The organism is Shewanella sp. ZOR0012, assembly GCF_000798835.1.
GTDB classification, from domain to species: domain Bacteria; phylum Pseudomonadota; class Gammaproteobacteria; order Enterobacterales; family Shewanellaceae; genus Shewanella; species Shewanella xiamenensis.
In genome coordinates this window covers 1,384,024-1,406,827 of sequence record NZ_JTLE01000094.1, presented here as the reverse complement: position 1 = coordinate 1,406,827, position 22,804 = coordinate 1,384,024, and the positions used below count along the sequence as shown (strand labels likewise).

The following is a 22,804-nucleotide window of genomic DNA, read 5'->3' as shown; positions in this document are numbered from 1 at the left end:
GCGGCCGTATGATTTTTACCGATAATTGTGGCCTAGCTATAAGTTGCAGTCAGGCTCTTCCAGCTTTTTTGCTGATTCAGGAGTCGGGTTTTTAGCTCTTCGACTTGCTGCAATAATTGCTGATCGACCAGTTGCTTACGTTTGGCCTCTAACAGTGCCTTTTGGGCTTGATAATATTCGAGTAAGTGTTGTTTCATCAACTCATACTCTTGTTGAATTTTTTCAATAATTTCATCGGCATTTGGCAAATTGAGCACTTTGCTTTTAGCATGCAGCAGTTGCATTTGTAAGCGGGCACTCTCGATTCGCTCCTGCGGACTCGTGCGTAAGTCTTTGGCTAAACCCACCCAAGATAACGCCTTAATCAACCACTTAGTCGGATCGTAATGCCACCATTTAATCCCGTTACGATAATCGTTTTCGAAGATATGGTGGAAATTATGGTAACCCTCACCGTAGGTCAGTACAGCCAGAAAACCGTTATCGCGGGCCGTATTTTTATCGGTATAAGGTTGGCTACCCCACACGTGGGCGAGGGAGTTAATGAAGAAGGTGCAGTGATGCACGACCACTAAGCGCAGAAGTCCCGCCATCAGTAACATACCCGCGATATTGCCAGTGAACCAGCCTAATAAAGCAGGCAGACCAATATTCATAAGTAGCACAAGTGCAAGATAGTGCTTGTGTTGCCACATCACGATACGGTCGTTCTGTAAATCACGCACGTTTTGGTAGTCATGGTAACGCTGGGCTTGGTATTCGCGCAGCATCCAACCGATATGGCTGTACCAGAAACCCATGTTGGCGGAGTAAGGATCTTTGTCATTGTCATCGACATGCTTATGATGCACTCGATGATCGGATGCCCAATGTAACGCGCTGTTTTGTAATGCTAATGCACCACAAAGTGCGTAGATGAAACGTATTACAGGGTGTGCCTTATAGGCTTTATGTGACCAGAGTCTATGGTAACCCGCAGTGATCGACAGGCCACTGGCAAAGGCTAATACCACAAAAGCGATCCATTCGCTGGCACCGTAACCGTGGGCTAGGCCATACCAAGGAACGAGGATTACCGCACTGAGAAAGGTTAGGCTAAATAGGGTGACATTAAGCCAGATGATAGGGGGTTTATTCATTATAGTTTCCAATATCCGCATTTGAGCGTACAACTGTAAGCTAATTTAGCCCAGCAATCTTGTTTGGTCAAGGTGGATAGGGCTGTGTTTCAATCGCAAAAGCGGTATTATCGCGTCATTACATTCAGTTAGCGGATTCAAGAATGGGTATTCGTGCACAGCAAAAAGAGAAAACTCGGCGGGCTCTAGTCGATGCGGCCTTTAATCAGCTCAGTGCTGAGCGGAGCTTCTCTAGCTTAAGTTTGCGAGAAGTGGCGAGGGAAGCCAACATTGCGCCCACATCCTTTTATCGTCATTTTAAGGATATGAATGAACTCGGGTTGACTATGGTCGACGAGGGCGGGCTTACCCTAAGGCAAATGATGCGTAAGGGGCGTCAACGTGCTGAAGCGGGTGGTAGCGTGATCCGTATATCAGTGGATACCTTTATGGAAGTTCTTGATTCTAATCCAAACGTTTTCAGAATTTTACTGCATGAGCGTTCAGGTACCTCGGCGGCATTCCGCGCTGCGGTGGCTCGCGAGATTGAACATTTTATTTCTGAATTGGCCCATTACACCGAAGCGACGGCGGGCCGTACACCTATGCTAGCCAGAGCGCAGGCAGAAGCGCTAGTGACCTTAGTGTTTAACGCCGGAGCGTCGGCACTGGATATGAAGCGCGCCGATCGTAAAGTGCTTGCCGATCAATTAGTAATGCAGCTGCGCATGGTCGCCAAGGGCGCTGAGGCATTACAACATAAAGTAGAACATCGTTAGTTGGGTACGGTTTGACTAAAAACAAAGGAGCCACAGGCTCCTTTGTTTTTAGGTATATAGAGTCGCCTAACGACGTTCTAACAGCACACCTGTTTCCATATGGTCGGTGTAAGATGATGCCAATCTAATAGTGTCCAAGTAAGTCTATTTTTGTATTTTAATTTATTGAATTTAAATGCTTTAATTTTTAATTGTTGTCCATGGCTGTCTAAGGGGATACAATAAAAACTCACACGTCGCCGTACCCCCAGCCGTACCCAGAATTGTTGAGGTTTACTCATGACCACAAAGCGAATTAGCAGCAATGCCACGTTGCAAGCATTAAATCCGCAAGATAAAGAGTACCTAGTCCCAGATAAAAAAATTGAGGGGTTAAATATTCGTGTTCGTCCGACTGGCACAATGACTTGGGTATTTCGATTTCAAGTTGGTAAGAAGCACGAAAAAATCTCAATGGGTCGATACGACAAGATGAAACCTGAAACGGGGATGACATTAGAGCAGGCAAGAAAAGAAGCGGGGCGTTTCCGTAGTTGGCTCGAAAATAACAAAAATCCTAAGCAGGAGTTATTAAGAGAGCAACGTGAGCAAGAAGAAGCGAAAACATTTGATGATGCTTTTGTAAGCTTTGATGAGAAGCTGCTATCAAAGCAATTGCGAGGTTCTCAAGCTCGTGCCACTTATTTTCGCGACATAAAGCCATATATTGGATGCATTAAATTAACTGATTTGAGAATGAATGACCTCAATAAAGTGTTTGATGCAAAGGTGGACAAAAATGGTCGAAGGATGGCTGGGGCGATAGGAGTATGTCATAAGGTAATCAATCAGGTTCTCAAGCATGCCTTAGCTTTGAATATGATAGATACGCATCCTGCGCCGCTATTGAGAGCGAGAGATGTTGGTGGTGGGACCAAAATCACGAGACGGAATCTAAGTTTTAGTGAGCTGAAAATATTGTTAACAGGATTACCATCTTGGCGAACGGATGCAGCCAATATACGGCTATTACATTTTTTACTTGGGTGCGGACAAAGGATCAGTGCAGTACTTGAAATGCGCTGGAGTGAGGTTGATTTTGAAAAAAAACTTTGGCTGCTTCCTGCTAGTTCAGAAGAACGGCACACTAAGAGCCAAGAAAGTCGTAAAGTGCCATTAAGTGATTATCTTATCAAACAGCTTGAAGCTCAACGTGAAACTGTTCCTAGTCATTGGAAATTAGTATGGCCTCAGGTTGGCTCAGATAAAGTGCAAGTACCTTCAGCGATTCGCTCGCATATCAAACGAAATCTGCCGGCGAATTTTGAACGTTTCTCGCCTCATGACTTGCGCCGTACTTTTATAAGTCGATGCAGTGAAATGGGGCTAGATATAGTGGCAATTGAAAAGACTGTTGGTCACCAGCTTCCTGGTATGCTGCGAGTGTATAACCACCACGATTACCTTGATGAGCAATTATCAGTACTACAAGCTTGGGGTGATAAGCTCGAAACACTAATGATTGAAAATGTGGTGCCTTTAACTTCGAGGCAATTCATATAGACGGCTTTTCCGTCAAATTAGATTCAGTCAGTATTATAGAATACTCCATATTGAACTTTCTTGCTATGTGAAATCAGTGAATAGTGTGTATCTCTGAACGCAAAAGCAACATGAAAGACCTCAGGGCGTCAATTCTATATAACTCATTAATACTATGTCAGAGCGCTATATTTAACACGCAATTGCTCACTAGCATGACCATGTGACGTGTACAGAATAGCTGCCTTTTAAGCAGAATCGTTCATATTTTAAAAATGTAAAAGCAAACCCATTATGAACTGTTTCTTCATCATATATGTATCATCGTTACCAGCATATTTTATTGATTGTTATTATTCTTATCTGTAGAAATATTTTCCTCTTTTAGCATTTCAGGTGTAGGTTCTGGATTTTTAGATGTAATTCTTGAATTTTTAATAAAGGCTATTTCTTGTTGCAGTGACTCGGCTAAATCTCTTAAATCTTGCAGACTTCCATCGTCATTTCTCTTACGTGAATTTGTTTTATTTTTTTTTCATAAACCTTATCTTTTTCATTTCATAGTTCTTTTTTAGTTTTTTAAGATATACTAAGGTTTCCCAATCTTTATCGTATAATGAAAAATGAATTGACGTAATTATGCAATCCATTTTGTCTTTTGGAGTTATCGGCTCTAGGTTATCCGCGTGTAAATTATTTTTAATATTGTTCCATACCCAATCTATATCTCTATCATTTACATTTAGTATCCAATCAGTTATTTTTGATGTTTTGTATTCATATTCTCTAATCTGATTCTTTAGACTTTCTAATAGGTCAAATTTCGCATGCATATTGTCAGACTGTTTTGGATTCCAAAAATCCATAAAGTATATGATTGAGTTAAATCTGTGTAGGGTATTGTCTAAATATAGTGAGTTAATTATTAATTCATATGTTTTTTTATGTTTTTTTGTTGAGAAATATAATGGTGGATCATATTTGCTTTGTATTGATGGAGTGAATTTTTTAATTGTTGATTCTTCAGAGGATCTTATGAAGTACCAGCATATTAGAGTATGTAATGAGTTTTTAGGGTTAAGCCATGAAAAATAGTTTTCATCTAAGATGTTTAATTTACATTCATAAATAATTTTTTCATTTCTTAATTTTACTTGATCTATTAATAGTTCAGGTTTTAGGTTTGAGTTTAATAATGTAGAGCTGTAAAGTGTTTCAATTATACTTGATTCAATATTTCCACTAATGATTGATTCTATTTCTTCATAAATAGCTTCCATACTTGTTGATGTATGTATTTTTTTTATAATGCCCTCTTTAATCATTACTTTATAAATATATATAAATTCCCTTTCTTTTTTAGATGGAATTTCATTTAAGTTTTCTATCATTTTGGTTGTTTTTGAGTGGTTTTTCTTATGCTATCATGTATTTTTTACGTGGTAAATATGTGGTTTATTCGTGGTTTTACTTATTTTTTTATCAACTGGTTTAAGTAAAAAGTACTTAATTTCAAATGTTTGAAGTGTTACTTGTCATTCGGAGCACGATTTTTATGTACTTGTTCAACAAAAAACATTTTTTGCTGAACTTAGCTTAAGACACAACTCCAGAGTTGAAGATGCCGGGATTTTGCGCGTAAAAGGGTTAATTTCTTTGAGAAAGGTTAGCTTTAGCGTCTAACGGAATTTCGGATTAGTAATATAGGTCTGGGCTAGTGTTGTAGAGCAAACCTATTGCTGTTTGACAGTGCTTAGAGTTCAGATCACCACATATGGTTATCGTGTAGAAATAAACATGCTTGGTACATCTAGTGAATTAATTACACTGGAGTATCAGCATGACACCATTCAATCCAAGCTTCTTACAGATGACTAGCGAATATCCGCTAGTACCAGAGTATCAAGCTATCATACTACGTACACTTGAATTAGAACTTAGTAACTTCAATCGAGTTTGTGCAATGCGCTTTGATTTGAGATTTCCTGACAACATGTTTTATCAAGACCCTAAAGTGATCTCGCGTTTTATTGACTCATTTAAGGCTCATTTACGAGCCTGGGATAGTCAACGCTTGGGCTCTCATAGCATCGGCTTTAGTTATGTTTGGTGTCGCGAAAGAGATCGCTCACCAAACTGGCATTACCATCTGATTTTTTTGTTTAATAAAGATGCCGTATGTGGTTTTGGAAGTAATACCTTTGGTGATGGCAGTATCTACAATCGAATTTTAAACTCATGGGCGAGTGCAATTCCCATTCCTGTAGAACAGGCTATAGGTTTAGTTCATATATGTAAGAACGGGGTGTACTGGCTTGATCAGCGTTCTGTGGATTTTCCTTCACAGCTAGCCTTGGCAATGGAACGATTTAGTTATCTTGCTAAAGAAAAAACGAAAGACATCAATGACGGATATCGAAATTTTGGTTCTAGCCAAAAAATTTTTTTGATTTAGTTCCATTATCATTGGAAGTATTCATACCTAAGTATGTTACCCACCAGCAGAAAAAGTGTCAGTATGTTTATTAGACGAATATTCATAGCGAATAGACAATAGATTTGAGTTGGTGGATTATTGCTGCGTGAGCAATCCCTTAGCCTCACACTCACGTAGCAATAACTATGGTTTGCAGTTAAAGTTTACATAGGACTCTAAGGTTATGAAATTAACCCAAAAGGAATGTCAAAATGGATATAGGTCACAGAGAGTTACAACTACATCTTAATAGCCAATATTATTGCTTGGCGCTAGATAAACTCGACTTAATTTCACAAACCATGAGAGCCGCTCTAAATAAGTATTCAAGAGTCTTTATGGTCCGGTTTGATGTGCATTTACCACGGTTGAATTTAAAATATTCACCCAAAATTTATGATTCAGCTGTAATTGACCGGTTTATTGACTACCTGAAAGGCACTATCCAAAAGGGAAGTTTTCCACAGGGTTGCAAACGTAAGCAAACTTATCCCAGTAAAATGTTCTATGTATGGTCAAGACACTATTCAGATGCAGATACTGACCATTATCATGTTGTCATTTTCCTTAATCATGATGTTTGCAGTCATTTGGGGGATTTCAGTGTCCATGGATATAGCCTGAATACTAAGATTGTTGAAGCTTGGGCCTGCGTATTGGAGTTAGACAGCGACAGTACTAAGTTTCTAGTGGATTACCCTGAGGATACACCTGTTTACTACCTCAATCGTAATGCTAAAAAATTCTCTCAGACTTTTGATAAAGCATTCTTTCGCTTAAGCTATTTAGCCAAACTAGGAACTAAGCACTATGAAGATAGGATGCATTCATTTGGGTGTAGCAAAGTGTTGGATTCACATTAAGTCAGGCTGCTGGTGGGATTAAATATTGAGTTCATCACAGCTTGCTCTCGAAAGTTAAACACCTAATGAAATACATCAGGCGTTTTTATTTTCATGTAGTTGATTATTAACGTTTTAGTGTAAATTCAGTCCTCTGAGCAGAGGTATTGACCAGTTCACTAAGTCTTTTTCGGAGGGGCGTTGATATCGGTCGTTGGAGCGGATTGTAAGCTATCGTGCTGTTGTTGCATTTGTGTTTTTATTTGGTTTTTAAATTGTTTTATTGTGTAACTATTTATTTTTTATTAATTGCTCATCCTGCATTTTGTATGGGTTTTATTTGTTATTAGATTTTGCTTAATTGTTAATTGGTGTTGATTTGATTTTGGTTAACAGTTATAGCTCGTTTGTTGCTATGTCAAACGGAGCTTGATGATGTATACCAATCCTTTCAAAACCCTATTAGTCTTTTTCCTCACATTCACCACGTCTTTCTCAATTTTTGCAGATACCGAAACAGTGGCATTAACAGGTGCATTTCGTGTTAATGAGATGGGAGCTGCAACCTATTCTTTGCCGATTGATGTGGCGCCAGGAAGAGGGGGAATGAAGCCTTCAGTAGCAATAGCTTATTCATCGTCCGGTTCGGATGGTTATTTAGGTTTGGGTTGGGGGATACAGGCTGCATCAGCAATAACACGCTGTCCTAAGACCATTGAACAGGATGGTTTTTTACAAGGTGTCCAATTAACGGATTCCGATAGTTTTTGTTTAGATGGCCAGCGATTGATCCTTGTGAGCGGTCAAAATGGTACTGATGGTGCGGAATATCGTAAAGAGATTGATGATGCCTCGTTGATTACTGTATTAGGCCGAGCAAGCGGTGGTGGTCCTGGTGCATTCAAAGTAGAAACTAAGGCAGGTGAAACCTTTTACTATGGTGATGTATATACCCAAGCGGGTAAAAATTTTGTAACGACATCAAACTCGAATAACCAAAGTGACTCGTATCAAACTGCATTGAAAAATGGCAATGAGGTTATTCATTCTTGGAGTTTAAAGGCAATTGAGGATGTGGTGGGTAACTACATTAGCTACCACTACATTAAAACCAACGAAGAGCAGTATTTATCCAGCATTGATTACTCTGGACATTCCAACGGTGCATTGCCCTATAAAAAAATTAGTTTTGATTACGGCGCTCGTCCATATCCTAAAAAGGGCATCGTTTATGGTTCAGCAGTTTCACAGACAAAATTGCTCAACAAAATTATCTTATCGACTGATAACCAAGTTGAAAAAACCTATTATCTCACCTATCAATTAGCCAGCTCTCTGTCCGGGTTTAACTATCTCGATAGCATCCGAGCCTGCGTGGGGGCTGATACCGCTGATTGCACCCGAAGCATTTATTTTACTTGGGAGCGTAGCAATATTCCCCAATCGCCAACCTATAAACCCTATACAGGACTGGACACAACTACCAACTTAAATATTCCTTCAGGTGAAAATCTAACCGCCAATATTTTTGATATGGACGGTGATGGGTTAGCCGATATCGTGTATGTCAGAAACGGCGCTTGGTATAAACGCTCTATTGCCTCGGGTATTGAGACGAAAATGACCAGCACTGGTGCCTCGCAACATGCTTATGCTCAAACGATTGATTTTGATGGCGATGGTCAGAGGGATTTACTGGTTGCAGCGAGTAGCAGTTCGCCTTGGCACGTGCTTTCTTTCAAACCGTCAGAAGAAAGGGTCCGAGATTGTGAGCCTGATGGACGCGGAGGTCAGCTGTGTAACGATAGTACCCGTACAGTGCAATATACGCTGACCTCCCTTGGCCGTACAGCGATTGGACTTAATGGCAGTGCGATAGTCGCGGACGTAAACGGCGATGCATTAGAAGATATCGTGTTTATCGATGCAGGCCAAATTAAGTGGTACCAAAATTTAGGTAGTGGAAACTTTGCCGCTGCGGCAAGTTTATTCACCTTTTCCTCTGGGACGACGGCAACTCCAGGTATTCCACAAATTAATCATACAACAAAAGGATTTGAATCAAGTGCATTGCTTGATGTGAATGGCGATGGCCTCACCGATCTTATATTGAAAGTAAATGAAACCGTATCCTACTGTTCAACGAGAAATGGGGTGGTTCATGGTATATCTCAAAATGAGTGCATTTACGATTTAAATGGTCAGTGGCAAACGAGTAAATGGGACTATTGGAAACTGTATCTATCGACTGGTACCGGATACAAAGAACAGCAGAGTATTTATATCACTTCAGGGACTGATACGCTTCGTGCGGCAGATTTTAATGGTGATGGGCTTACCGATATTGCCTATGTAAGAAGCAATCAATGGTATATCCAACTGTCCGATGGCAACGGCTTTTTGCCTGCCATTGCAACGGGGATAACCACTGATAACGATAAAAAGCTAAACACTTATTTTGTGGATATTTCGGGTAATGGCCGTGCCGATATTATTGCTAAATCAGATTTTCTTAAATCGACTATTTATATGTCAGATCCACACTCAGCAAGTGGAATGACTACTTGGGTGGCTTCAGGTCAAATCGACCAGGTAACCGGACCTCGTATATATTTTGCTGATATATATGGCCTTGGAAAACTTGATATTATTGTTACTTTTAATAGCAATTGGCAGAGTTATTCCCCCATTTCCCCCAAATACAACAATACTATCAAAGCCATTACAGATGGTTTTGGGGTGACGACTAACATCAATTATGCCTATTTAACTGAGCAGCTTAATGGTCAAAGCCGGGTATATAAAACTCAAACCTCCAGTAATGTTGATCATTCAAAAAACTTCTCTATCATCGCGCCACTGCAAGTTGTTGCTGAAGTCAGCACACAGGCAAGTAGTACCGGTAGTGTTAGTGTTGCTTACGAATATGGTGGATTACTTGTTAACCGTTTAGGTCGCGGTTTCGCAGGTTTTGAGTTACTCAGAACGATTGATGAGCAGTCTGACATCATCACTGAAACCATGTACGACCAGGTATTTCCGCGTATTGGGTTACCGATTGCGACTAAGCAAAGTTACCAATCACAAGCATTATCAGAGGCAAGAACCAGTGTTGATTTTGTGCGCGATAGCTATGGGGTGTATCGGCAAACCAGCATGAGCAGTACCGATATTACTCGTCAGTACGGAACGGATAATGTGGTTCGGGAACTGACGCAAGTTGATACTCAAAATACTTATGATGATGCGGGGAATATTCTCAGTAGTGAGGTAGTGACTCGTGACTTACAAACTAACACTGTAGCCTCTACTGTTTCTATTAACAACGAATACAACGGTGCCGGAGGTGGCGCCAGTAAAGGGCGGCTCAGTCATTCAGTCGTCGCAAAATCTCGCGCAGGTCAACGAGATAATGTCCCTGATATCACCAATGAGAGTAGTTTTACTTACTTTGATAACGGCTTAATCAAAGACTCTATCGTATCGCCCAATGACAACCGTTACAAAGTCACCACCTCTGTCACTTATGATATTTATGGCAATAAAACTTCAGAATCGATAACGGCAGGCACGAAGGCTGATGGCTCTGTTCCCCAAACTCGTAGCAATTACAGCACCTACGATGCGAGAGGACGCTATTTAAAAACCACCACTAATCCCCTTGGTGATACGGCAACCTATGGTTATAACGGCACAACGGCCGATAGTGTTACCGGGTTGATCACTAAAGTCACCTTATCGGATGCGAATGGCCGTAAGTTAACTAAAACCTCAGACCGCTGGGGGCGGCCAATTAGCGAGTTAACGCCTGATGGTGCATTAACCCAAATCAGCTACCAATCTTGTAGTGGCGGAGGATGCTCTTTCTTTGCTGATGGTTATCTTTTGACGACCACATCAAAAGCAGGAACGCCGAGTGCAAGTGTCATTACCGACAAATTTGGGCGCACGGTCGGTAATTTGCTGGTGGGATTTGATGGTAAGACGATTGTCACTGTAAAAGAATATGATGGATGGGGTCGTCTAATTAAAGACTATGAGCCTCGTTACGATGCTGTATCCACGTATTTTACTGAGCTTAGGTATGACGGTTTTGGCCGAGTCATTGCGCAAGTCAATCCTGATCGTGGTGAAACATTAAATAATGTACAAGGTTTTGAATCTCTGACCATTGATCCATTAGGAAATCAAACATCTGTAGTCGTGGATGCACTTGGGCTTCAGTCAGTGGTAACTGATGCTTTAAATAACCAGTTGCATTTTGTCTATGATGCATCGGGAAATCTACTCAAGTCTTATGTGTCGGGTAATGGTACAGAGATTGTCAGGACGCAGCTGATTTATGACGATTATGGTCGTAAAACCACCTCTATTGATGTTGATAAGGGAACGTGGCGATATACCTATAATGCGTTTGGGGAACTACTTTCTCAGACAAATGCCAACAGTCAGTCTACCTTTTTCTACTATGACACACTCGGGCGGCAAGTGCGCCAAACTGAGCCTGAAGGCACCTCTTGCTGGGTATATGGTACTAAAGCGACTAACAATGCGGGCTTATTGGTTGCTGAAAAACGTTATGACACTATTGTAAGTGATTGCAGCGCGGCAGGTGCTGTACATCAAAAGACCACGAACTATGATGAATTGGGAAGGTTAAAATCCACAACCACCACGATTGGTGCATCAAGTTATACCTTAAGCGTTAACTACGATAGCCTCGGGCGAGTCGCTGAACAAAGCTATCCTGAAAATTTGCTTACTGTTGTTAACCACTACAATACGTCTGGCTACTTGTATAAGCGTACCGACAAGGCGACGGGTAAAGCCTATCAAACCATCGAGAAAATGAATGCGAAAGGTGGCGTTGAAAAGGTTATCTATGGCAATGGTACAGAGGAACTAACCGCTTATGATGAAGCGTTGGGGTGGGTGAAAAGCATTCAGTTAACAAGCCCAGGCGAAATGCTTCACGATTTAGAATACGTCTTTGATGGTGTTGGTAATCTTACTCAACGCAAACACAAATTGTCTTCAGCATCAACGACATTTGCAGAAACTTATAGTTATGATGACCTTCATCGTCTATATAAGCGAACGAAAAATGTTGAGTTAGACAACATTATTTCACCAAGTGAAGTAAGCACTCTTCAATATGACGATTTTGGCAATATCACATCAAAAACAGGGGTAGGAACATATCGTTATGATGCGACGAATCCTTATCGATTATTAGATATTTGTGGTGAAGGAGGTTGCGGTACACTTGAAACAACTCCTGCAAGTAAATCCTGCCCAACGGGTTATGCGCTCAATGCGGCTGGCACTACCTGCCAAAAGAGCGAAACCCAATCCGCATCGCTAAGTTACAGCTATAGCTGTCCTAGTGGTTACACTCTTTCCGACACAACTTGTTCTAAAACAGAAATCAAAGTTGCGCAGGTTAAAACCGAACAAAGTTGCCCGAAAGGCGGCGACTTAAATGCATCAACGGGTAAATGCTCGCGAGATTTCACCATCGTTTCAGCAACTAAACCTTCTGGAGCCGGGGTTGTATGCGGTGGTGGGGAACCTATGGGGGGCGGTCGCCGTCTGTGGGAGTGTATTGAAACGTATCAATCCACGCCTAAACAGGTCTATAGCTGTGATGCGGGTTGGACGGTAAGCGGAACTAATTGTACTCGGTCATTATCGCAAGCGGCTACCCAAACACCTGTTTATTCTTGTCCCGCTGGTTGGTCTGTTTCAGGGAGCACCTGTAATCGAACACTCACAGCTTCAATAACTTATAGCTGTCCAGTAGGGTGGACGCAAAATGGCTCTCAGTGCAGTCGTGCACGTCAAGCCAGTTACGCGATGGTTTATGACAAGAACGGCAATATTACCAATGATGGTACTAGAACGCTGACTTATAGTTCCTACGATTTGGTCACCAATGTTGCCAAAGGTAACGAATCCAGTCGTTTTAAATACGATGCCTCAAGACAACGTTATGAGCGCTATGATGTCAAATTAGAAGACGGGGTTTTAGCCTACTACACCACTTACTACGTCGATGGCGCCTATGAAAAAGTGGTGCGTACCGGAGGTGGCAAATCAGCACTGACAGAGCAAAAACTGTACGTGGGTAATTTGGTCATTACTAAACGCAGTAATAACACCTCAGACAGTTTTTATCTGCATAAAGACCATCAGGGTTCTACCACGACCATCACGGATGCCGCTGGTAACAGTGTTCAGCAGTTTGTTTATGACCCTTGGGGAAAGCAAACAGCAGTGTATAACACGGGATTATTAGCCAATTATATCGCACCAGCCGCCACCAAAGGTTATACCGGCCATGAGCATATTAGTCATTTGGATTTAATCCATATGAATGGTCGTATCTATGACGCGACTATCGGGCGCTTTATGCAAGCAGACCCGTTCATTCAAGCGCCAACTGATACGCAAAGTTATAACCGCTATAGCTATGTGAAAAATAACCCGATGAGCTATACCGACCCCAGTGGCTTTTTCTTTAAGCGTCTTTATAAAGCTTTGATGGATATTGGAGGGGTGACTTTTATTCACCGACAGATTGCGAAAGTGGAAGGGCTTGGTTCGGCTATTCAAATTGGCCTAAATTATATTCCATTTTTTGGACAGTTGGCGTCAGCACACTTTGCCTTTGATGCTTCATTTGTTGCTACTGGGAGTTTGAGCTCTGCCTTTAAATCTGGGGCAATATCTTTCGCAGCTTCAAATATGGCAATGAATGGCCTAAACGGTGTGGAGGGATTTATCATCAGTGGAGTTGCTGGTGGTATTTTTAATGTTGTACAAGGAGGTGAGTTCGGTCATGGATTTATCGCAGCTGGTGTTGGGATGCTTGGAAATCAAGGCGCTGGAATGTTAGGTATTTCAGGGTTTGTGGGACAAACATTGGCATCAGCTATTATTGGGGGAACTGCATCACAGCTTAGCGGGGGAAAATTTGTGAATGGTGCTGCGTCAGCTGCATTTGTAAGAGTGCTGGGGGAAGTTCGTGCTGGCTTATCTAGAACAAATCAAGATCCTCAAGATGATCTAAGAAATGCTGTTGAACGGAATGAAAAACTCGATTTAAAAGTTACTTCTGTCGATGGTAAAACAACAATTTCAGGGACTATAAATGTTTACTGTAGTCTTGAGGGGGCTTGTAGTAAAATAACCAGCCAGTTAACAAAATCATTCAATTATACAGATGGGGATTATGCGCTGGCAATTGATGTTAATTTAGTTGAATCTGTATTCGATGCTGATGTATGGCTCACTTCCAGTAAAAACTTACCAGGAAATGCAATGGGGAATTACAGAAATTTGGTTGTAATTGATAAGGTTACAATCAAAAGTTCTTATATATATCAAAATAAATTTAATGTTTGGGAACATGAGTTTGGACATGTTTTAGGCTATGGACATCAACTGAATCTAAGTAACTCTGTGATGAGTTATTCTGATAATGCAAGAAACTATTTTACTAAAACTGAACTTCAGTATTTAGCGGAAAGTTATAGGTGATGTATGAAATTATTATTAGTTTTTGACATAATTATCAAATTTTTTTTACTAATTACAATATTGATACCTTGGTATATTGTTTTTAGGAAAGATTTGATGCTGAAATTTAAGTTGTTTACTGTGATTTCATTTTTAATGTGGTGTACTTTTGGTCTCAGTGTTATTTCATTTTCTAATGAAAAAATTGAACTTGTTATGTTTTTTTTAATTGTTTTGGGGTTTAATTCTTATTTGGTTTCATTGTTTTCTTCATCATTAAAAATTAAGATTCTTGTTTTTTTTCCATTAGTATTTTCCATTGGAATAGTGATTCTGAACTCTAGATTTTATGATGTCTATTTTGATTTTTTTGGGTACAGTATAAGTTGAATAAATTTTATGGCTAGTTTAATCAAAAAATGGTAAGGCGTTACCCATCGAAGAGCAAAGCCATAGCGAAGAAAAACTGGCATGGCACTGACCCTCATCCGAACCTATCACATGCTCGAAGGAGGTCCTGGAGGTTATCAGCTATTACGAGTATCGCTGGTTGATTGAAGATTACCACAAGGTATGGAAAAGCAGTGGCACCGTGGTGGAATTGGAGCGCATGAGTATGATACTGGCTTTCATCGTCATACGAGCTTCGCTTTATGCGGAAGTGGCAGCCCAATGTAGTTAAACGCTATTGGGTCAGAAAGCGTGGAAATTACTTTAGCTGAAAATGGAGGGACGTCAATTACCTCAACAGGCATCCGATATGCGGTGGGCGTACGAGCGTCTGGCCACATTAGGGGGAAAGATACCAAGCGGATAGGCCGAGCTTCCGTAGAGGCATTGTAGGAAGGATGTTTTTAGTTACAAACCATCCTTGAGGGTTACGAATTGGCCATCTCTCTCAATCATAAAGACTTGTTATCAAGAGACTGACCTTATGGTGGTTTTTACAGGCTTACCCCAATATGATCCGTACCAGCACTTTTGGACACCTTGCTAAGTGGGTACAATCCGCTTAACGAGGTGAATAATGTCAACAAAGAAAGTCCGCAAAACACATACGGCTGAATTTAAAGCTGAAACCCAGAAATTAGCTGATAAGATCGCTGCCGCAGCCAGAGGATTTAACCATCTTAAAAAAGCGGCAACCTACTTCGCGAAGAACCAAAAATAGCGCGATTTGAGTTTATTTTGGAGCATCAGCACCTGTCCTCGTTAATCAGAATGGTTGCGGTGCTTCAGGTGTCGCGTAGTGAGTATTATGCCTGGCATAAAAGCGGCCTGACGCTAAGCCTGAGGGCGCTGAAGCGTGTACAGCGAGATGTCTTGATGAAGGAAGCCTTTGACGATTCCAAAGCGCGTAATGGTGCCAGGCGAATTCAGGTAGACCTGGTTGAGCATGGTGATAAACCTGACGTCAAAAACATACGAAACAGCATGGTTCGTCAGGGCTTGGTGGCTAAAGCGGCTCGCAAGTTCAAGGTAACAACGGATAGCAATCATACGCTACCTGTTGCGCCAAATTTGCTTGAGCAAGACTTTAACGCAACGGGCTCGAACCAGAAATGGGTCGGTGATATTACGTACTTGATGACCAGCGAAGGCTGGCTGTATTTGGCTGTGATTATCGACCTCTACTCACGCACCGTGATTGGATGGTCGATGAGCAACCGCATGACGGCAGACTTGGTGTGTGATGCGCTTAAAATGGCCTTGTTTCGCCGCGGACGCCCAAAAAAGTGATCGTTCATAGTGATCGAGGCAGCCAGTATTGCTAGCATGATTACCGAGACCTGATTACAAAGCACCAACTGGTGCAAAGCATTAGCCGTAAAGGAAACTACTGGGACAACGCCTGTGCAGAAAGCTTCTTCCATTCATTGAAGGTTGAAGCGCTTCAGGATGAGCCGATAATGGATAGGGAAACGATAAGACAGCACGTTTTTGAATACATTGAGGTTGATTACAACAAGACCAGAAGGCATAGTCTCTTGGCTATCTTAGCCCAGAGAATTTTGAATTGAAGAACAGTGCTTAGTGAAGTGTCCACTGTTGCAGATACAGATCACTCTATCTCGTAAAAGGTTGTAGGTAATGCCAACAAATCAGCAAGTTAAAGCATACTAAAGGTTTTAATGTGTTCGAAAATGCTGTGCAAAATTATGGTCGAGGTTTTCGTTGATGATGGCCACAATGAAAAATTTACTGTTGCTTTATTTTTGTATGCTTCTTGCTGCATGCGATCAATTTCCAGGCCCTAACATCAGAAGTGGGTTTTCTATTCCGGTTAAATTAACCGTTACTTACAGAAATGGTGAAACCTTTTCCCATGAGTGGCCACCATGTCGTGTATTTGGTTTGGGAGCCATGGGGGAGGGTATTTGGTGTAAAGCAGAACGAAAATGTCACTTTAGAGCGGATTGATATCGAAGCAGAAGGAAAGATTATTCATACTTTTGATGGGAGCCTAATCAATTTATTGCTTGAAAAGGAAAAAAACGAGGTAAATGAGTGATGGATCTGGTATCCGTTTTTCTAAGGATATGGAGTGTACTTTACAGGCCGGAGACTAACAATAAGGAGGGATTACCCTCCTTATTGTTAGATTTCCAGCTCAACAAAGTCCTTATCGATATCGTTAACATTGAAAAATGGGCATGGATAAGGACTCTACTTTATGTCTACCGTAATGAATTTTACTGCAGTAAATTATGTTTATTTTCTCTTAGGCTGATAGTGTAAAGCGACAGATTGAGGTGAGCTATGGTCCTAAAAAATACTCTCTTATCATGTTTGTTATTGGGAATAAGTTTTATGACTTCAGCAATGCCTACGCAGGTCATCACCTCTAAGACTTTAGAATTTAACAAAGGTGCTGGCACTGGTATAGTCAGTGTTATTGATATAAAAACTCGCGACACCATAAGAGAATATCATGTGAATGCGGGCAATAGCCCTGTCATGCGAGTTTATGGCGACAAGTTATCCATCTCCAATGGGATCTTAAATCTTGGCGAGTATATTCTTAATCTTACGAATTCTTCCGTTGAATATCACCCAGAGCGCCGAGGCACCGTTTTTTTTACTGAAGACTCATATATGTATTTTTCAGTAATCAACAATGTGGGTGAAATTGTTTTTGTTAAGGAAGGTAAAGAGGTTCATCGCATTGATAAAGTGATGATAGTCCGACGTCCACCTAATATATACACCTATTCTGATAATTTCGTGAGTTTCTATCTTAGTAAAGGTGATTTATACCTTGTCAATGGAAACGATTTATCCTTTAGTAAGTTTTCATTAAAAGATTATACAGACATGATCTATTTAAGTGAGGATAAAGCCTTAGCTGTTAAGGGCGGAACATTATACTGGCTGCGCCTTTCCGATGGACAAGTGTTAAGAACGAAAAAAATATCTGTCATGGACTTATTTAGTATTGTAAGTAAAAGTGATGATGGCAGATTTATCACACTTCGAACTTTGAGTATCTCTTTGGTTCCTTGGTCAGATACTTTTATGCAAGAGCGTATCGATTTATATGTATTTGACTTGCAAAATGAAACCTTGGAAAAGCTTGCAAGCAGCGTGGCAGGTAATGGAGTGGGCCTTACGGTGAGATAAAATCAAGTAATTGTTTATAGATGATAGTCCTTGAAGCTTACTGTGAGTACCAAAATGTAGAGGGTGAACTGGCACCCTCTTAACCTGTTAGATTTCTAGCTCGACAAAGTCCTTATCGATATCGTCCTGCTCAATACCGATATAGCGCAGGGTAGTTTCTTCGGCGCTGTGCCTGAGCATCTTCATTACTCGGCCAATATCTTTGGTTTGTTGATAAAGCAGATAGCCTCGCGTCTTACGCATTGAGTGGGTGCCTAAGGCGATTTTGAGCTCTTCCCCAATCATCGCTAGGGCGCGGCAAATATAGCGCCGTGACAAAGGTGCGGGGTTGGTGTTTTTCGCTCGTTGATTGCGGTAAGACTGAAACAGGTAAATGTGATTCGGATGCTCGCGCGCAATTCGCTGTATCCGTTCCAGCGTTTTTGAGTTGAGCTTGATATTGGCGATTTTGCCGGTTTTAGATTCCTTAATGATAAGTCTATCGCCATGGATATCACTGAACTTAATCGAGAGTAAGTCAGAAATCCTCAGGGCGAGATTAAGGCCGATATTCCACACATCGGCCAGTTGCTGACTAAACTGTCTTTCGAGTAGATAGCTGATAAGCTTAACGGTGTCTTGATCTTTAACCGCTTGAACTTCAGGCATGGTCATGTTCCTCTTTTTTGCTATAGCGTGTTTTTGGGCACTTGCGTTGTTGAAAGCCTTATGGGGCAAGGGTTTGAGTGTTCCCGTTTTATGGTTACGGGAACTTGCAGGCGTTCAACAACATTGAAATAACGAGGCGGGTTAATCCAAGCTCACTTCCACTTGATAGGCTTCCATCTGGTAGTAACTGACAAAGTTATCGCTGAACAACTTAATCAGCCCCTGTGATTCCCGTTCCCCAATCCAACCGCTAAACAGGCTATAGACCTGCTTGCTGTTAAAGCAGATATCGATGTCTTTAACCAGTTCAGGCAAGGGATGACCGCGAAATGCAAAGTCGGTGACGTACACTAAACGCCAGTGATCTTGCTGTTTCTCAAGCCGGACTTCGACGGGATGAAAGCCACCCGCTTCGGCACTGTAATCAGGGTCGCGAAAATTAAGGGTGATGGCGTTGGCATCTTTTGGATCGAGGTTGGCCAGTTCCTTTTCAATCACTTGGTAAAAACGATCGGGCATCGCTGGCAGTTGGTTACGCTTGATGGTTAATGTCATGGGATATTCCTTGTTTGATTTACATGCATACGCAAGAGCCAAGGCGCAGTCACGCCTTGGCTCTTGTTGTCTATGCGGCTGGGTTAATAAAAGAGTTGTTGGTCGAGCGGTTTAATGTGAGTCGCTAAGGGCTGCTTGATAGAGCTCTAAAGCTAGGGTTTAGGAAAAGGGCTTACGGTTAGGGGATTGGTACAGGCTTACGAACTCGAACAAGTTATCGAGTGAGGGCGAAGTTGCTGGTGGTCAGTGGCTTAGCTTTGGTTTAGTTACGGTTTGATAAATCGCAATATACAAATAGCCGTAACTGCCAAGTGTGTCGGCCTCACAGGTAAAGCCGGCGTGTTCAATGCTCACGCAGTGCTGCTTGGTGGCATCAATCTCGCCTTCGGCCACCAGCCGCTCAAGCTGTTTAACCATAGTGGGAAAGGCCTCAACAAATTGTTGTTTAATTGCTGGTGGAAATTCACCGACAAAACTGGCGCGGTCATGGAGATAATCCAAATGCAGACCGCGTAAAATCAGCCTTGCACCAAAGCGGGGGGACACTTTACGGGGCAAGCCCCAGGCGTGCTCAATATCGAAAAGTTTTAGGGTTGTCATAGTGACCTCAATGGTTGAACGATGAAACAAAGGGAGTGGCTTGCTTGTTTGTTAGCGGATTAGCGGGAGCGGTGATAAATACATAGGCAAGTACAAGCGGTGAATACAGCTAGCTGGATACAGGGCGGGTAATCGTTTTTAGGTATGCACACTCCAATTAGGCTGTTCATTACTGCCATGGTTGAAGTACACACCGTTGATCACCCGTTGCCATTCACCTGTTGGCACACCATAACTATCACAGGGGCAAACATAGCGGCAAAAGGCAATCTCCTTGGGTAAGTGCTCAACCACATCACGGTGAAACACACTCAACACGGTTTTATGTAGCAGTGGATTAGGTGCCACAATCGGCTTGCCAATCACTTGACCCATGGCATTAAGTGGACGGACAAACATCGGCAAAATGAGTTCAACCGCTAAGCGGTTACGCAGTTCAGGAAACGCGGCGCAGGCCTCGGCAACACAGGCCTGTGAAAAGCTATCAGTAAATTCAATCATGATGGACTCCTTGAAAAATGGTTGGCATTAACGCTGACTAGAGTAAGCCGCGCTCAACAAAGGACACTGGCGTGCGACCAACCACGATATGGTCAAGCACGCGCACATCGATAAGCGCCAGCGCATCGGTTAACCGTTTGGTTATGTGCTTATCTGCCATTGAAGGTTCAGACTCGCCGGAGGGATGGTTATGGGCAAAAATCACCGCCGCCGCATTGACAGCCAATACCGCCTTAACCACTTCCCGTGGATAAACACTGGCCGCATCTAAAGTGCCAAAGAACAACTCTTTAAACTCGAGTAATTGATGCTGATTATCGAGTAGCATCACCGCAAACACCTCCCGCTCATAACCACCCAGTTTGTAAGTTAAAAAATCCTTAGTGGCCTGTGGATTAGTATAGGCGTCCTTTTTCACATAGCGCTCGGCAATGATATTTGCGGCAGAGGCGAGGATGACGTCATCCGAGGGCGGCCATAGCGTTACAGGTCGAATGGTTGTTCTGATGGGCATAGGTTTTGTTGACATATCGGGCTCCTTCAAAGCGTTAATGGGCTTATGCACTGGAGTGATATATAGCTAAAAAATGTTCGAAACAGACATAAAAGCCAAGGTGCTTGTGGGCACCTTGGCTTTGTGAGGACATGACTAACCTAGGCTATATACCTTTGTTTTTCGCCCAGTCGTAACCAGCAATCACGCCGAGAATAAATAACTCAGCTACGGGCCTATTGATGAGCAGGCTAAACATAATCCTTCTCCTTTAGGCTGCGGTAAATTCCAACGCCAAGCATAAAGCCGGCGATAAATGCGATAGGCATAAAGCCTCCTTAGTTTAAATAGATAGATTGGCCACTGGTTGCAATCGCTTCTGGTAGCCGGATGTGACAGTAAAAGGGTTACTGCATGTCATTGATATAGATGTGAAAAAGGTTGGAGACCGCTAAATTTCACAGTTAAAGATAACCGCCACTCCTCATGGTTTGAACTAAACCAGAGGATTCAAAAAATGAGATTAATCAGATTAAAAGAAGTTATCGACTGCACAGGCCTTGCCCGTTCAACCATCTACAAATACATTGATGAAGGCACTTTCCCTAAGTCGGTCTCGCTAGGCGATAGAGCAGTTGCATGGGTCGAAAGTGAAGTTCAGGAGTGGATATTAGAAAGGATCGCGCAGAGGGATGGTACGGTGACAGAATGCCTTTAATAAACAGTATAAAAAGGTGAAGGCTAGTGAAAGCCTTCACCTCATCAAGTTAATTAACTTATTTGTCAGATTTTGCTAGATAGCAAAGGCGGAAGCCCGTTTTCATGCCTTTATAGCGCGTAGTTGAGGTCGCTGGGCATAGATCTCTTTCTATCGCCCCCAATTTAATGAGGCCCTGTTTGGGCGTTTGTGGTTTTAATGAAATCCCGAAGTACAAAGACTGTGTGCTATCTCTCTGGATTAGATGGATCTTTTCTGACACAATCCTAAAAATTATAGGCATTAATCTAACTGATGTAATCGTTTAGTTGATCAGCTTTAGACATGATATTCAAAAGCCTTTAGGCGATTACCATTGCAGTTTTTGCCACAAGAATAATAAGAGGTGAGGCACAGGGATGGTCGATACAATTCCAAGCTATGAAGAGATGATGCCTGCAGTGCTTAAGGTGTTAGCTGGCGGCCAGCAAAAACCATTGAAGCAGGTTTATGATGACGTTGCTGTCCTCTATGGCTTTTCTGAAGAGCAGCTTGCGCTCACCTTGCCCAGCGGTAAACAAACCTACATTCGTAGCCGTGTTGGTTGGGCTAAAACCTATCTGGTTAAAGCGGGACTTATCCATCAACCTAAGCGTGGTATCTGCGAAATAACCAATAGGGGAAGGGAAGCTCTGGCGAGTGGTCAGCTTATTAATAACGACTATTTATCTCTGTTTGATACCTTTAATGACTTTAGAAGTGCTCACCATGAGCAATCAACAGAACAAGGCAAAGTAGAGCGTTATGCCAGTATCAGTCATAACGATAATACTCAAACCCCAACAGAGTTAATGGCGCAAGCCTTCACCGCCCTCAATTCGGTCCTTGCCGATGAATTAATTGATCAAATCCACACTCTATCGCCCAAGTTTTTCGAGCAGCTGGTGGTCGATTTAATGTTGGCCATGCGCTACGGCGGCAGTCAAAAGGATGCAGGCCAAGCAACCCAATACAGCAATGATGGCGGTGTTGATGGTATCATCAAAGAGGATAAGCTCGGGCTAGACTCCATCTACTTGCAAGCCAAACGCTATCGCGATAACACAGTCGGCAGACCAGATATTCAAGCCTTTGCTGGCGCGCTTGACATGCACCGCGCCCGTAAAGGGGTGTTTATTACCACTTCGACCTTCAGCAAAGATGCCCGTGATTTCGTTTCAATGATTGAAAAGCGCATCGTGCTCATCGATGGCCGTGAACTTGCGGCGCTGATGATAGAGCACAATGTCGGTGTTTCGACACGCGAGCTATACGCCGTTAAGGCAATTGATTCAGATTATTTTTGGGAAGAGTGATTTTTGAACTCGCCCGATCTGTAAGTATCTTCAGTAGCATCAGATTATTAAGCAGCGATAGGATCTGCCTTGTGTGA

The 22,804-nt window shown here is 42.1% G+C and carries 15 protein-coding genes and 2 pseudogenes; 10 read left to right on the top strand and 7 right to left on the bottom strand.

What is annotated here, in order from left to right; translation table 11 throughout:
* Positions 1-32 precede the first annotated feature (32 nt).
* Complete coding sequence (locus tag L976_RS07880) at positions 33-1,139, bottom strand: acyl-CoA desaturase (protein ID WP_047535761.1); 1,107 nt, start codon at positions 1,137-1,139, stop codon at positions 33-35.
* A gap of 143 nt (positions 1,140-1,282) precedes the next feature.
* On the opposite strand from L976_RS07880, the gene fabR reads away from it, so the two are divergent.
* Both fabR and L976_RS07870 read left to right on the top strand, forming a co-directional pair.
* Complete coding sequence (gene fabR / locus L976_RS07875; protein WP_011070594.1) at positions 1,283-1,897, top strand: HTH-type transcriptional repressor FabR; 615 nt, start codon at positions 1,283-1,285, stop codon at positions 1,895-1,897.
* Positions 1,898-2,176: 279 nt separating this feature from the next.
* Positions 2,177-3,439 carry a tyrosine-type recombinase/integrase gene (locus L976_RS07870; RefSeq protein WP_047535759.1) on the top strand — a complete coding sequence of 421 codons (1,263 nt, stop codon included), beginning with the start codon at positions 2,177-2,179 and terminating at the stop codon, positions 3,437-3,439.
* A gap of 503 nt (positions 3,440-3,942) precedes the next feature.
* On the opposite strand, the gene L976_RS07865 is transcribed toward L976_RS07870, so the two are convergent.
* Positions 3,943-4,809 carry a hypothetical protein gene (locus L976_RS07865; protein WP_047535757.1) on the bottom strand — a complete coding sequence of 289 codons (867 nt, stop codon included), beginning with the start codon at positions 4,807-4,809 and terminating at the stop codon, positions 3,943-3,945.
* Positions 4,810-5,258: 449 nt separating this feature from the next.
* Here L976_RS07865 and L976_RS07860 point away from each other — a divergent pair, with 449 nt between their 5' ends.
* The 6 genes and pseudogenes from L976_RS07860 (at position 5,259) to L976_RS07825 (ending at position 17,878) form a co-directional block, all read left to right on the top strand.
* Complete coding sequence (locus L976_RS07860; RefSeq protein WP_052183982.1) at positions 5,259-5,873, top strand: inovirus Gp2 family protein; 615 nt, start codon at positions 5,259-5,261, stop codon at positions 5,871-5,873.
* Between the two features lie 233 nt (positions 5,874-6,106).
* Positions 6,107-6,757: an inovirus Gp2 family protein gene (locus tag L976_RS07855; RefSeq protein WP_052183981.1), complete on the top strand. Its 651-nt coding sequence runs from the start codon at positions 6,107-6,109 to the stop codon at positions 6,755-6,757.
* A 414-nt stretch (positions 6,758-7,171) separates the two neighbouring features.
* A complete protein-coding gene (locus tag L976_RS07850; protein WP_047535755.1) occupies positions 7,172-14,278 on the top strand; it encodes an FG-GAP-like repeat-containing protein in 7,107 nt (2,368 codons plus the stop codon).
* Positions 14,279-14,693: 415 nt separating this feature from the next.
* Positions 14,694-15,115 (top strand): annotated as a pseudogene (locus tag L976_RS22745) (IS4 family transposase); the annotation flags it as partial.
* A 169-nt stretch (positions 15,116-15,284) separates the two neighbouring features.
* Positions 15,285-16,292: pseudogene (locus L976_RS07840) on the top strand (IS3 family transposase).
* Between the two features lie 776 nt (positions 16,293-17,068).
* Positions 17,069-17,878, top strand: a complete 810-nt coding sequence (locus L976_RS07825) for a hypothetical protein (protein ID WP_047535741.1) — start codon at positions 17,069-17,071, stop codon at positions 17,876-17,878.
* Between the two features lie 87 nt (positions 17,879-17,965).
* Here L976_RS07825 and L976_RS07820 read toward each other — a convergent pair whose 3' ends face one another.
* From L976_RS07820 to radC, 5 genes are all read right to left on the bottom strand, one after another.
* Positions 17,966-18,526, bottom strand: coding sequence for a tyrosine-type recombinase/integrase (locus L976_RS07820; protein ID WP_047540283.1), 561 nt, complete (start codon positions 18,524-18,526; stop codon positions 17,966-17,968).
* A gap of 141 nt (positions 18,527-18,667) precedes the next feature.
* Positions 18,668-19,081 carry a DUF2787 domain-containing protein gene (locus tag L976_RS07815; protein ID WP_047535738.1) on the bottom strand — a complete coding sequence of 138 codons (414 nt, stop codon included), beginning with the start codon at positions 19,079-19,081 and terminating at the stop codon, positions 18,668-18,670.
* A 243-nt stretch (positions 19,082-19,324) separates the two neighbouring features.
* On the bottom strand, positions 19,325-19,681 hold the full coding sequence (locus tag L976_RS07810; protein WP_047535735.1) for a type IV toxin-antitoxin system YeeU family antitoxin: 357 nt from the start codon (positions 19,679-19,681) through the stop codon (positions 19,325-19,327).
* 138 nt (positions 19,682-19,819) lie between these two features.
* Positions 19,820-20,182 (bottom strand): hypothetical protein, encoded by a 363-nt coding sequence (locus L976_RS07805; RefSeq protein ID WP_011071648.1) that lies wholly within the window; start codon positions 20,180-20,182, stop codon positions 19,820-19,822.
* Positions 20,183-20,219: 37 nt separating this feature from the next.
* Positions 20,220-20,711 (bottom strand): RadC family protein, encoded by a 492-nt coding sequence (radC, locus tag L976_RS07800; protein WP_047535728.1) that lies wholly within the window; start codon positions 20,709-20,711, stop codon positions 20,220-20,222.
* 481 nt (positions 20,712-21,192) lie between these two features.
* Between radC and L976_RS07795 the strand changes: the two genes are divergently transcribed.
* Together L976_RS07795 and L976_RS07790 are read left to right on the top strand one after the other, a co-directional pair.
* Positions 21,193-21,393: a helix-turn-helix transcriptional regulator gene (locus tag L976_RS07795; RefSeq protein WP_047535724.1), complete on the top strand. Its 201-nt coding sequence runs from the start codon at positions 21,193-21,195 to the stop codon at positions 21,391-21,393.
* Positions 21,394-21,791: 398 nt separating this feature from the next.
* Positions 21,792-22,727 (top strand): restriction endonuclease, encoded by a 936-nt coding sequence (locus tag L976_RS07790; protein WP_047535721.1) that lies wholly within the window; start codon positions 21,792-21,794, stop codon positions 22,725-22,727.
* Positions 22,728-22,804: the final 77 nt, after the last annotated feature.

Excerpts from the sequence above, each read along its gene's own strand:
- L976_RS07880 (WP_047535761.1), bottom strand. The coding sequence starts at position 1,139 with ATGAATAAACCCCCTATCATCTGGCTTAATGTCACCCTATTTAGCCTA.
- fabR (WP_011070594.1), top strand. The coding sequence starts at position 1,283 with ATGGGTATTCGTGCACAGCAAAAAGAGAAAACTCGGCGGGCTCTAGTC.
- L976_RS07870 (WP_047535759.1), top strand. The coding sequence starts at position 2,177 with ATGACCACAAAGCGAATTAGCAGCAATGCCACGTTGCAAGCATTAAAT.
- L976_RS07865 (WP_047535757.1), bottom strand. The coding sequence starts at position 4,809 with ATGATAGAAAACTTAAATGAAATTCCATCTAAAAAAGAAAGGGAATTT.
- L976_RS07860 (WP_052183982.1), top strand. The coding sequence starts at position 5,259 with ATGACACCATTCAATCCAAGCTTCTTACAGATGACTAGCGAATATCCG.
- L976_RS07855 (WP_052183981.1), top strand. The coding sequence starts at position 6,107 with ATGGATATAGGTCACAGAGAGTTACAACTACATCTTAATAGCCAATAT.
- L976_RS07850 (WP_047535755.1), top strand. The coding sequence starts at position 7,172 with ATGTATACCAATCCTTTCAAAACCCTATTAGTCTTTTTCCTCACATTC.
- L976_RS07825 (WP_047535741.1), top strand. The coding sequence starts at position 17,069 with ATGACTTCAGCAATGCCTACGCAGGTCATCACCTCTAAGACTTTAGAA.
- L976_RS07820 (WP_047540283.1), bottom strand. The coding sequence starts at position 18,526 with ATGCCTGAAGTTCAAGCGGTTAAAGATCAAGACACCGTTAAGCTTATC.
- L976_RS07815 (WP_047535738.1), bottom strand. The coding sequence starts at position 19,081 with ATGACATTAACCATCAAGCGTAACCAACTGCCAGCGATGCCCGATCGT.
- L976_RS07810 (WP_047535735.1), bottom strand. The coding sequence starts at position 19,681 with ATGACAACCCTAAAACTTTTCGATATTGAGCACGCCTGGGGCTTGCCC.
- L976_RS07805 (WP_011071648.1), bottom strand. The coding sequence starts at position 20,182 with ATGATTGAATTTACTGATAGCTTTTCACAGGCCTGTGTTGCCGAGGCC.
- radC (WP_047535728.1), bottom strand. The coding sequence starts at position 20,711 with ATGTCAACAAAACCTATGCCCATCAGAACAACCATTCGACCTGTAACG.
- L976_RS07795 (WP_047535724.1), top strand. The coding sequence starts at position 21,193 with ATGAGATTAATCAGATTAAAAGAAGTTATCGACTGCACAGGCCTTGCC.
- L976_RS07790 (WP_047535721.1), top strand. The coding sequence starts at position 21,792 with ATGGTCGATACAATTCCAAGCTATGAAGAGATGATGCCTGCAGTGCTT.